This window comes from Nocardia sp. NPDC051787 (assembly GCF_040681325.1).
Taxonomy (GTDB): Bacteria; Actinomycetota; Actinomycetes; order Mycobacteriales; family Mycobacteriaceae; genus Nocardia.
Map to the genome: position 1 here is coordinate 72,907 of NZ_JBFAYO010000010.1, position 11,437 is coordinate 84,343.

The following is an 11,437-nucleotide window of genomic DNA, read 5'->3' on the forward strand; positions in this document are numbered from 1 at the left end:
AGGCGAGGCGCAGTCGTGAGTCAGCAGTCTCGTCTGGCGAACACTTTCGCCGCCTGCCGCGCCGAAGGCCGCGCCGCGCTGATCGGCTATCTGCCCGCCGGTTTCCCCGACCTCGCCGGTTCGATCGAGGTCGTGCGCGCGATGGTCGAATCCGGCTGCGACATCATCGAAGTCGGCGTCGCCTACTCCGATCCCGTGATGGACGGCCCGACCATCCAGGCCGCCGCCGAGCAGGCGCTGCGTGGCGGCGTGCGAGTGCGTGACGTGTTCTCCGTCGTCGAGGCCATCACCGCCGCCGGCGGCAAGGCCGTGGTGATGAGCTACTGGAATCCGGTGCTCAAGTACGGCGTCGATCGCTTCGCACGCGATCTGGCCGCCGCAGGCGGGTCGGGCATCATCACTCCCAACCTGATCCCGGAGGAGGCCGACGATTGGTTCGTCGCCTCGTCCACGCACAATCTGGACCGCATCTTCCTGGTCGCGCCGTCGTCCACCGAGGAGCGCCTGGTGAAGACGCTCGAGGCCAGCCGCGGCTTCGTGTACGCGGCCTCGACCATGGGCGTCACCGGCGCTCGCGACGTGGTCTCCTCGGCCGCGCCCGCGCTGTGCGCGCGCATCCGGGCCCACTCCGACATCCCGATCGGCGTCGGGCTCGGCGTGCGCTCGGGGGAACAGGCCGCCGAAATCGCGGGCTACGCCGACGGTGTGATCGTCGGCTCGGCGCTGGTCACCGCGGCCGCGGCCGGGCTGGACCCAGTGCGGCGACTCACCGCCGAACTCGCGGCCGGTGTCCGTTCACCGATCGCGTTCGTGAGTTGACTCATAGGCCGTGAGGTCCATCTGACGCCGCGGTGCTGAGCAACCGGATGCCAGCGGATCGGGCGACGCCCGACCGTGGAGCTTGCGGCTGAAGCGCACTCCGCTACGGTGGCGACCGTGACCTTACGAGTCCTGGCAGACAGTGTCGTGGCCAACAGCGACGTGCTGGCCTACATTCCCAGCCCCGCGCAGGGCGTGTGGCAGATCGGGCCCTTCCCGTTACGGGCGTACGCCTTGTGCATCATTCTCGGCATCGTCGTCGCGATCTGGTGGGGTGAACGGCGCTGGCGCGCGCGCGGCGGCCAGCCCGGCGCGATCCTGGATGTCGCGATGTTCGCGGTGCCGTTCGGTCTGGTCGGCGGCAGGCTCTACCACGTGGCCACCGACTGGCAGAAGTACTTCGGTGCGGACGGCAACCCGGTCGACGCGCTGAAGATCTACCAAGGTGGACTCGGCATCTGGGGCGCGGTGCTGCTGGGCGGCATCGGCGCGTGGATCGGCTGCCGGGTGTACCGCATCCCGTTGCCCGCGCTGGGTGACGCGGTCGCACCGCCGATCCTGCTCGCCCAGGCCATCGGCAGGCTCGGCAACTATTTCAACCAGGAGCTGTACGGCCGCGAGACCGACGTGCCGTGGGGTTTGCAGATCTTCCGCCGGGTCGGCGACGAGGGTCAGCTGGACATGATGAATGGCGTCTCCACCGGCGTGGTCGACAAGATCGTGCATCCCACCTTCCTGTACGAGCTGATCTGGAACCTGCTCGTCGTCGTGCTGCTGGTGTACGTGGACCGGCGCTTCCGGATCGGGCACGGACGCCTGTTCGCGCTGTACGTCGCCGGCTACTGCTTCGGGCGGTTCTTCATCGAGCTGATGCGCGCCGACGAGGCGACCCAGATCGCGGGCATCCGGATCAACTCGTTCACCTCCGCCGTGGTGTTCCTGGGCGCGATCGCTTACTTCGTGTTCGCCACCAAGGGCCGCGAGACGCCCGAGCAGTTGCAGCCCGGCGCGAGTCCTCGTCCGTGGCCGTGGCAGTTGCGCGCGTTGCGCGCCGCGGGTACGGCGTCGGCCGAGAAGCCTTCGGTCGCCGCATCCGAGCAGACCGCGACCGATGCGGCCGCCGAGGAGACGTCCGACCGCGAGTCCGATCCGGAGACGTCCGGTGGCGAGTCCGCTGAGACCGGTTCGGAGAAGGCGGGTTCGGACAAGAGCTGATTCGTGCCATCCGGTGCGGGCGGCGCAGTGGATTCGGCGCGCCCGCCGACCCGCTGCCGCCTGCGCCGGTTCTCCTCCACGGCAACGAATCGGCGACACACGGCGATAACTCCTCGCAGGGCCGAGAACATCGGGGGCGACAACCCGGTCGATCCCGGTGACAATGTCTCGTGATCGTCGCGAGCGGCAAATCGGCGGTCCAGCAATGACGGGGGCCGAGTAGAGGGTGCCCGCACTAATGAGGAGGACATGAGTGACCGACCCTAACCAGCAGATTCCGGGTTCCACGGGCCCGCAGTACGGCCCGCCCGGTACGGGTCCGGATCTGACCAAGCCGCTGGAGGCGCAGAGCCCGCCGCAGTACGGCCCGCCATCGGCCCCCTACGGCCAGCCGCAGTACGGCCAGCCCGTCGACCCCTACGGCCAGCAGCCGGGCGGTTACCCGCCCGCGCCGTACCCGGGTGTGCCGCAGGGCTACAACCCGAACGACCCGGAGGCGCCGTGGGGCCGCGACCCCTTCGGCGTGCCGCTGTCGGAGAAGCAGAAGCTGATCGCGGGTCTGCTGCAGATCTTCCTCGGTAGTTTCGGCGTCGGGCGCTTCTATCTCGGCTACACCGGGCTCGGCATCGCCCAGTTGGTGGTCACGATCTTCACCTGCGGCATCGGCGGCATCTGGGGTCTCATCGACGGCATCATGATCATCGTCGGCAAGGTCCCCGATCCCCAAGGTCGCCCGCTGCGCGACTGATCGCGATCGCACCGGCACAGGGAGGCGGGCGCAGGTTGTCCGCCTCCCTGTGTACGCCGGGCGAAAGCAATGAGCACAATCCTTCCGCATGCCGACCGGATCGCCGTGCCGATCCTGTCCAAGAGACTGATCTCGCTGGTCAAGGTCACTCGCTGGCCTGCGACCATTTGCTGCGGATCGCCCAGCTTGCCGCAGCGGCGATTCCAATCGGAGAATCGTGCGTGCACACCCGGTCTTTCCGGTAGCGCATCAAGTCCGTGGTTGTCGGTTCCTTGCGTTAGAGTTCGGGATGTGCTGACCGGCCGCCGTTATCGCTTGTCCCTCAATGAGACTCAAGCGCAGTACGCCGAACTGATCGGTGACACTTGCCGTGCGGTGTGGAACATCGGGTTGGAGCAGCGGCGGGAGTATCGGCGCCGGGACGCCTGGATCAACTACCGCGAGCAGGCCGGGCAACTCGCCGCCGCGAAGATCGAGCATCCGTGGTTGACCGACGCTCCCGCGCATTGCCTGCAGCAAACCCTGATGGACTTGGACCGGGCCTGTCGGGAACGCGGCACCTGGAAGGTTCGATGGCGGTCCGCGCGGTGGTGGCGGCCGTCGTTCCGGTTCCCCGAAGGCAACAAGATCCCCGTCGAGCGGCTCGGTCGCCGATGGGGCAGGGCGAAGCTGCCGAAACTGGGGTGGGTGCGGTTCCGCTGGTCCCGCCCCCTCGGCGGCTGCGTCCGGTCGGCCACGGTGTCGCGCGAGGGCGTGCACTGGTACGTGTCGTTCCTGGTCGAGGACGGCAAGCAGACACCCGAACAGCATGCGAGCGCGAGCGTGGTGGGAGTGGATCGGGGTGTCGCGGTCGCTGTGGCCTGCTCCGACGGCAGCATGCACGACCGCGCATTCACCACACCCGGTGAGCGCACGCGCTACCGCAGGTTGCAGCAGAAGCTCGCGCGGCAGCAGAAGCACAGTGGTAAGCGGCGCAAGACCATTGCGGCGATGCGGAGGTTGAAGCGGCGGGAAACGGATCGGCGCGCTGACTTCGCCGCCCAGGTCGCCAACCGGCTCGCCACCCGCCACGGCCTGGTCGTGCTGGAACACCTCGCCATCACGAACATGACGGCCAGCGCGAAGGGAACCGTCTCTGAGCCCGGTCGCGGCGTCGCCCAGAAAGCGGGGTTGAACCGAGCCATCCTCGGCAAGGGCTGGTATCGGTTCGAGCTGGCGCTGGCCAACGTGGCCTGGTACACGGGCACCCGGATTGTGAAGGTTCCGGCCGCGTATACGTCGCAGACGTGTTCGCGCTGCCGCAGTGTGGACCCAGTGAGCCGTGAGAGCCAAGCGGTGTACCGGTGCACCAGTTGCGGATATCGCGCGAACGCGGATGTAAACGCCGCGCAGAACATCCTCGCCGCAGGACGTGCGGTGACAGCCTGTGGAGACCTCGGCGGGTCGCGGCGCTGTACTACTGGGGCATCTGCCTGATCCTCGGATTCGCGCAGACCCGGCTGGAAACGAGGTTGGCCCGGCATGTCGCGCGCTGAGTATCCGTTTGTACCGGCTATCGAGCCGTCGTTCATATTTTTCACCAAGGTTTCACCGTGGCCACGGCGAGACCTGTACACCCAGCAGGACTAGGCTCTACCCGTGATGCGACGGACGAAGATTGTGTGCACGCTCGGCCCGGCCACTGCCACCGAGGACCGTATCCGCGAACTCGTCGAGAGCGGTATGGACGTAGCGCGGCTGAACTTCAGCCACGGCGAGCACGTGGACCATGCCGAGAACTACAAGAAGGTGCGTCAGGCCGCCGACCACCTCGGCCGAGCCGTCGGCATTCTCGCCGACCTCCAGGGTCCCAAGATCCGCCTCGGCCGCTTCCTGGAGGGAAAGACCGTCTGGGCGACGGGCGAAGAGGTCCGCATCACCGTCGACGACATCGACGGGACCCACGACCGGGTGTCCACGACCTACAAGGAACTGGCCCAAGACGCCAAGGCCGGCGACCGCCTCTTGGTCGACGACGGCAAGGTGGGCCTGGTCGTCACCCGCGTCGACGGCAACGACGTGGTCTGCCGGGTCACCGAGGGCGGCCCGGTCTCCAACAACAAAGGCGTCTCGCTGCCGGGCATGGACGTGTCGGTGCCCGCGCTGTCGGAGAAGGACATCGAGGACCTGGAGTTCGCGCTGAAGCTCGGCGTCGACTTCATCGCGCTGTCGTTCGTGCGGTCCCCTTCCGATGTCGAGCTGGTGCACGACGTGATGGATCGTGTCGGCCGCCGGGTGCCGGTGATCGGCAAATTGGAGAAGCCGGAGGCGATCGACAACCTGGAGGCCGTGGTTCTCGCCTTCGACGCGGTGATGGTCGCCCGCGGCGATCTCGGCGTGGAGCTGCCGCTGGAGCAGGTGCCGATCGTGCAGAAGCGCGCCATCCAGATGGCCAGGGAGAACGCCAAGCCGGTCATCGTCGCCACCCAGATGCTGGAGTCGATGATCGACAACTCCCGCCCGACCCGCGCCGAGGCCTCGGACGTGGCCAACGCGGTGCTCGACGGCGCCGACGCGGTGATGCTGTCGGGTGAGACCTCGGTGGGCAAGTACCCGATCGAGACGGTGCGCACGATGGCGCGCATCGTGCACGCGGTGGAAACCGAGTCGACCCGGGTCCCCCCGCTGACGCACGTGCCCCGTACCAAGCGCGGTGTGATCTCCTACGCCGCCCGGGACATCGGCGAGCGGCTCAACGCCAAGGCGCTGGTGGCGTTCACCCAGTCGGGTGACACGGTGCGCCGCCTGGCCAGGTTGCACACTCCGCTGCCGCTGCTGGCGTTCACGCCGCTGCCGGAGGTGCGCAGCCAGCTGGCACTGACCTGGGGCACGGAAACCTTCATCGTGCCGACCGTGAACAGCACCGATGCGATGATCCACCAGGTGGATGTAGCACTTCTGTCGATGGACCGATACCAGAAGGGTGATCTGGTGGTCATCGTGGCGGGATCGCCGCCCGGCACCGTAGGCTCCACCAATCTGATCCACGTGCACCGCATCGGCGAGGAGGACCATTAGTGAGTGCTTCCCTAGGCAGTCCCGTCATCGTCGAGGAGCCGCCCACACGGCGCTCCGACTTGGACGTGCTGCTCGGCCTGCTCGATCTGGAACAGATGGACGAGGACGTCTTCGTCGGCCAGCACCCGGAGAAGGTGTGGAGCCGGACCTTCGGGGGTCAGCTCGTCTCGCAGGCCATCATCGCGGCGGGACGGACGGTCGGTGACCGTCCGGTGCACGCGGTGAACGCGCATTTCGTGCGCGGCGGGGATGTGAAGAAGCCGATCGAATACCGGGTGGACCGCCATCGCGACGGCCGCGCGTTCGCCAACCGCACGGTCACCGCCACTCAGGACGGCCAGGAGCTGTTCGTGATGCTCGCCGCGTTCCAGGATTGGGGCAAGGGGCTCGAGCACGCGCACGCCCAGCCGGAGGTGCCCGATCCGGAGACGCTGCCTCGCGTGGAGGAGAGCTTCGAAGGCTTGGAGGACAAGCTGGAGATGTTCGTCAACGCGCCGCATCCGATCGATATGCGCTACACCAACGACCCGGCCTGGATTCTCAAGGGCACGGGGGAGCGGCTCAACCACAATCGGGTGTGGATGCGCGCGGACGGCAGGCTGCCCGACGACCCGCTGATCCACGTGGCGATGCTGGGCTATTCGTCCGACACCACGGTGCTGGACTCGATCATCACCACCCACGGGCTGTCGTGGGGCCTGGACCGGATCGTGGCGGCCACGGTCAACCACTCGATCTGGTTCCACCGCCCGTTCCGTTTCGACGAGTGGGCGCTGTACGCCACCGAGTCGCCGGTGGCAGCGGGCTCCCGTGGCCTGGCGACCGGACGGTTCTACTCCCGCAGTGGAGACCTACTGGCCACCACGGTGCAGGAGGGGCTAATCCGCCACTTCCCCTCGCGTCAGCGGGGCTAGGCGTACCTCCGCCTTCACTCCGGGCCCGGGTCCACCGACCCGCTCTACAGCAGTTCGCGGTCGCGATCGATGTCGAGATCGACGTCGGTGCGCTGCGAGGCGCGGATCGAGACCGGGATTTGCCGTCCCGGCTCGGTTCGCGCGAGTCCGGAGACACCGCACAGCAGTTGCCGTTCCAGCGTGGCCACGTCGTCGTCGGTCAGCTGGTCCGGCGCCCCGACGAGGCTGAGCGCGATTTCGTAGGTGCGGCGGTTTTCCGGTGCGTCGTCGAGCCGGTTCGTCGCGCAGTGGCTCGCCAGCGTCGCATGCGCCGGGTCGTCGGTATCGACCGGCAAGGTGAAGCGCCAGGCGAACACGTCGCAGTCGGTGAGATAGTCGTCCACCACCTCGCGCACGGTCTCGACGACGCGTTCCAGAGCTTCCGGTGTCACATAAACATGGAGCGAAACATCCGAAATTCGCTTCGGCATGTCTGATTCCTGTCCTGTGTCGAAGCAGCAACGGCGGAGAGTGTTGTCCGCGGGAGTGTAAACCGTCCAGGCCCGGAATGGACATAGCCGACTCGTGACAGGCGGGTCGGCCGGGTATTCGACGCTGCCCGAGCCGCTTCCGTGTGGTGGCGTGTTATCGCGCGCGCTGGGCGGCGAGGAAGGTCGCCAGCGGCGCGCGTGCCGCGCCGGGACGGATCACCAGTCCGGTGCGCTCGTCGTCCTGCGTGCGGGGCTGCTCGTGCGGCGCGAGCGCCAGCAGCAGCGGCACGAGCGCCTCGGCGATGCGGTCACCGATCTCGCAGAACGCCTGGGCCGACAACCCGACCGGGTCGGCGATGTTCTCCCGGCCGACCAGTGCGAGATCGTTGCGCGCGGCATGCAGTTCGGCGACTGTGCGTGCCCCGGTGACGTGGGCGATGCGGCTGGCTTCCAGCAGCGTGAAAGTGCGCGGCCGAGCGCCGAAGGCCATTTCGATCGCTTGGTCGCGGATCTGCTCGGTCATCGCGAGGACCAAGTCGGCTTTGTCGATCATCTCCGGCTTCAGGCGCCGGGCCCGGAAGTTGGCCGGGTCGGCGCCGAGCCCCGCGATGGTCTGCGCGGCGAGCGGTTCGACCGGAAATCCCACCAGCGCACGGGTTCCCGCGCTTTCGGTGGTGAGGTGGGGCAGAGCGTGCTCGGCCGCCAAGGCGCGGGTGAGCCGCTCGGCGATTACCGACCGGCAAACGTTGCCGTTGCAGACGAACAGGACGTGCATACAAACACGATAATCCGCGCGGAGGGTACCAGAACGCCCCGATGTGGTAGTCCCAGGTGTGGGAACAACATATTCATCTGTTCGTAGCGCGCCGTACACGAAGCTCGCCGCTTTTTCCGCTCTGGCCTGCGACGTACGTCACTTCCGCGGGTGGTGCGGTCTGATTCCCCACACTTGATGTACCCCGTGGCACCCGCAGCGAAACGCTGCATTGTGATTGCTTCGTGATATGACAGGCTGCCCAGACTGCTCGAATTCGCCGTCGCGGTAAGTGGATTCGGGTGCGACGGGCTTCAACTCGGCGGGCTGTCCTCGACGCGGGCGCGGTGGTGAACCTCCGTCCGAGGGTGGGCCACGGGCGCGAACCGCGCGAGCCCGGTCGCGGGGTCCATGGCGTCGATGTCGCCGCGCCCGAAGCCTAGGCCTCGCGCCGAAGCCGGTGCAGGCCGAGTCGCGCAGGACCTTCTGTCATCCCGCCGCCACCCGCTCCATAGCACAAACCAACGGAACCACATACCCCGCGCGAAATCTATGAACGCAACTCGCGACCGCCCGTAACATTCGCCGACCGCAACACGGAAGAGTCGCCCCGCCGACTCACGCGCAGGACGCGGCAACCCCCCACCGTTCCGAAGATGCACCCAGATCGAAACCGGAGCCCGGGGTTGCACCCACAGACTGCCGAAGACAGCTGCCAATTTCTGGTAACTACAGCTGACCGCAACACCGGATCGCGCCTATGACCAGACAGACCCTTCCGCAACGCAACCACACGCACGAGGTAGGAAAGACCCGCCGAGGAAGGCCGGAAGTCTCACCGCTCAGAAGATGCAACGACCCCCGTCCGGTGAGCGCTCTCCGCAGACGAAGGCAGCTTCTGGTTGTTGCTGACAACTGCTGGCCGTAACACCGGATCACACCAACTACCAGACGAGACGCTTCCACCCAACGCAACTACCCACATGGGGGTTCGGGGGGCGCAGCCCCGCCGAGCGGGGTCTGGGGGTTGCACCCCCAGAAAAACGACGAACTCCCCACCAGTGAGCGCCCTCCGCGAACAGGGCTCACCTAGGGAGCGAGTGCCGAGTGTGGGACTCGAACCCACACGTCCTTTCGGACAACGGTTTTTGAGACCGTCGCGTCTGCCAGTTCCGCCAACTCGGCGCACCGGGTGGAAACTATAGCGGGTGGGGTGCCGTGGAAGCGAATGGGTTGGTCTCGGTGCCCCGACCGCGCGGTTTGCGCAGGGTATATGCGTTCTATGCCGAAGTGAAAGGTACTCTTTACATCACTCGGCAGCCTGATGGGGTGCGGTGGTCGTCCGTGCGATCGCGGCCTATTTTCGGCGTGTCGGGTCAAGGGCATCGGAACCAGAGGGGTCTACCTATGAGCACAGCAGCTGGGGGCGCCGGCACCAAGCGGGACGCCGGGGCGAAGCGGGTCGTCGTCGCCGAGGACGAGGCGCTCATTCGCATGGATCTGGTCGAGATGCTGACCGAAGAGGGCTATCAGGTGGTCGGCGAGGCGGGCGACGGGCAGCAGGCGGTCGATCTCGCGGTGGAGCACCGGCCGGATCTGGTCATCATGGATGTGAAGATGCCGCGCCGGGACGGGATCGACGCGGCGGCGGAGATCGCGTCCAAACGTGTTGCGCCCGTGGTGATTCTGACCGCGTTCAGCCAGCGTGATCTGGTGGAGCGGGCGCGGGACGCGGGTGCGATGGCCTACCTGGTGAAGCCGTTCACCAAATCGGACCTGGTGCCGGCCATCGAATTGGCGGCCAGCCGCTTCCATGAGATCACCGCGCTGGAGAGCGAGGTGGCGAATCTGGCCGATCGGCTGGAGACACGGAAGCTGGTCGAGCGCGCCAAGGGTGTGCTGATGCAGACTCAAGGCCTTTCGGAGCCGCAGGCGTTCAAGTGGATTCAGCGCACGGCAATGGATCGGCGCACGACCATGAAGGCGGTCGCGGAAGTCGTGTTGGAGAACCTGACGCCGAAGTGACATCGGTGCGCGCGCGGCGGGAAAATTTACGCGGTCGAAACGCGATCGTGAACAAGAATTCGACACAATGTCGCGCGCATGATCCGAATGTGATGCGGAACTAACGTACCGACGCTATGTTCTGACCGGGCTGACGTGGTCGGCCTCCTCGGCGACCCCGGGGGAGCACAGAACTTAGATGAGGTGAATCGTGCTTAGTTCGACATGGCGCAGTCGATCGACGCGAGGTGTTTTGGCCGTCGGCGCTGCCGCCGCGCTGGTGCTGACGGGTTGTAGCGACAAATCCACCAGCAGCGGTTCGGATTCCTCGGGCACCAATGGCGCGGGTGGCCTGTCCATCCAGCCGGTTTTGCAGGTCGACCAGCAGGGCAAGGAGGTGCCGAAGGCGGATGCCGCCGCCGCGGCCGATCCCGCGGGCGACGGCAAGGCGACCTGCGCGCCGGGTACGTCCATCGCTATGGCGGGCGCGCTGACCGGTCCGGACGCCGCGCTCGGCATCAATATCGTCAACGGCGTCAAGCTCGCCCTGGACCAGCACAACAAGGCCAACCCCGGCTGCAAGATCGAGCTGAAGCAGTTCGACACCGAGGGTGACCCGCAGAAGGCCACCCAGGTGATCCCGCAGATCGTCAACGACAGGTCGATCATCGGCCTGGTCGGCCCCGCGTTCTCCGGTGAGACGAAGGCGACCGGCAAGATACTCAGCGACGCGGGCCTGGTCTCGGTCACCTCCTCGGCCACCAACGCGACGCTGACCCAGAACGGCTGGACCACCTTCTTCCGCGGCCTGGCCAACGACGACGTGCAGGGCCCGTCCGTGGCGAAGTACCTGGTCAACACCGCGGGCTACAAGAAGGTCTGCGTCATCCAGGACAACACCGACTACGGCACCGGCCTGGCGAAGTCGATCACCGAGGGCTTGGGCGCCGCGGCCGATCCGGCCTGCGCCGCCAGCATCAAGAAGGGCGACAAGGACTTCTCCGCGACGGTCACCAAGGTGGCGGGCGCGAATCCGGACGCCATCTTCTACTCCGGCTACTACTCCGAGGCCGCGCCGCTGGCCCAGCAGCTGAAGTCCGGTGGCGTGAAGGCGGTCTTCGTGTCCGCCGACGGCACCAACGACCCGCAGTTCGTCGCGCAGGCGGGCAGCGCGGCCAAGGGCGCGAAGCTGTCGTGCCCGTGCGGTCCGGCCCCGGAGAAGTTCGCCAAGGACTACGAGGCACTCAACGGTCAGGCGCCCGGTGTCTATTCGGTCGAGGCGTACGACCTGGCCGCCATCTTGGCCAAGGGCATCGACGGCGGTAAGGTGACCCGCTCGGATCTACTCGAATATGTGCGGACGTACGACGGTGCCGGCCTCGCGCGTCAGTACAAGTGGAATCCGAACGGTGAGCTGTCGAACGCGCTGATCTGGGTGTACGAGGTCAAGTAGCTC

Annotated in this window: 10 protein-coding genes and 1 tRNA gene; 8 read left to right on the forward strand and 3 right to left on the reverse strand. The window is 66.9% G+C overall.

The window, feature by feature from the left end; translation table 11 throughout:
* Positions 1-15: 15 nt before the first annotated feature.
* From trpA to AB0M45_RS13145, 6 genes are all read left to right on the forward strand, one after another.
* Positions 16-819 carry a tryptophan synthase subunit alpha gene (trpA, locus tag AB0M45_RS13120; protein ID WP_364327038.1) on the forward strand — a complete coding sequence of 268 codons (804 nt, stop codon included), beginning with the start codon at positions 16-18 and terminating at the stop codon, positions 817-819.
* A 117-nt stretch (positions 820-936) separates the two neighbouring features.
* Positions 937-2,034, forward strand: coding sequence for a prolipoprotein diacylglyceryl transferase (lgt, locus tag AB0M45_RS13125; protein ID WP_364327041.1), 1,098 nt, complete (start codon positions 937-939; stop codon positions 2,032-2,034).
* Between the two features lie 253 nt (positions 2,035-2,287).
* Complete coding sequence (locus AB0M45_RS13130; RefSeq protein ID WP_364327044.1) at positions 2,288-2,782, forward strand: TM2 domain-containing protein; 495 nt, start codon at positions 2,288-2,290, stop codon at positions 2,780-2,782.
* 69 nt (positions 2,783-2,851) lie between these two features.
* The gene (locus AB0M45_RS13135) at positions 2,852-4,258 is read left to right on the forward strand and encodes a transposase (RefSeq protein WP_364327047.1); all 1,407 of its coding nucleotides are present in this window, start codon (positions 2,852-2,854) and stop codon (positions 4,256-4,258) included.
* Between the two features lie 162 nt (positions 4,259-4,420).
* Positions 4,421-5,839 (forward strand): pyruvate kinase, encoded by a 1,419-nt coding sequence (pyk, locus tag AB0M45_RS13140; RefSeq protein ID WP_364327050.1) that lies wholly within the window; start codon positions 4,421-4,423, stop codon positions 5,837-5,839.
* Positions 5,840-5,934: 95 nt separating this feature from the next.
* Positions 5,935-6,753 (forward strand): acyl-CoA thioesterase II, encoded by an 819-nt coding sequence (locus AB0M45_RS13145; RefSeq protein ID WP_245547961.1) that lies wholly within the window; start codon positions 5,935-5,937, stop codon positions 6,751-6,753.
* 44 nt (positions 6,754-6,797) lie between these two features.
* Here the strand turns inward: AB0M45_RS13145 and AB0M45_RS13150 are convergent, their stop codons facing one another.
* The 3 genes from AB0M45_RS13150 to AB0M45_RS13160 form a co-directional block, all read right to left on the reverse strand.
* Positions 6,798-7,184, reverse strand: a complete 387-nt coding sequence (locus tag AB0M45_RS13150; RefSeq protein ID WP_364327053.1) for a hypothetical protein — start codon at positions 7,182-7,184, stop codon at positions 6,798-6,800.
* Positions 7,185-7,377: 193 nt separating this feature from the next.
* Positions 7,378-7,998, reverse strand: a complete 621-nt coding sequence (locus tag AB0M45_RS13155) for a low molecular weight phosphatase family protein (protein ID WP_364327056.1) — start codon at positions 7,996-7,998, stop codon at positions 7,378-7,380.
* 1,080 nt (positions 7,999-9,078) lie between these two features.
* A tRNA-Leu gene (locus AB0M45_RS13160) sits at positions 9,079-9,162 on the reverse strand.
* 222 nt (positions 9,163-9,384) lie between these two features.
* Here AB0M45_RS13160 and AB0M45_RS13165 point away from each other — a divergent pair.
* Complete coding sequence (locus AB0M45_RS13165; RefSeq protein WP_040777220.1) at positions 9,385-10,002, forward strand: ANTAR domain-containing response regulator; 618 nt, start codon at positions 9,385-9,387, stop codon at positions 10,000-10,002.
* A gap of 232 nt (positions 10,003-10,234) precedes the next feature.
* On the forward strand, positions 10,235-11,434 hold the full coding sequence (locus AB0M45_RS13170) for a branched-chain amino acid ABC transporter substrate-binding protein (protein WP_364327061.1): 1,200 nt from the start codon (positions 10,235-10,237) through the stop codon (positions 11,432-11,434).
* Positions 11,435-11,437 lie beyond the last annotated feature (3 nt).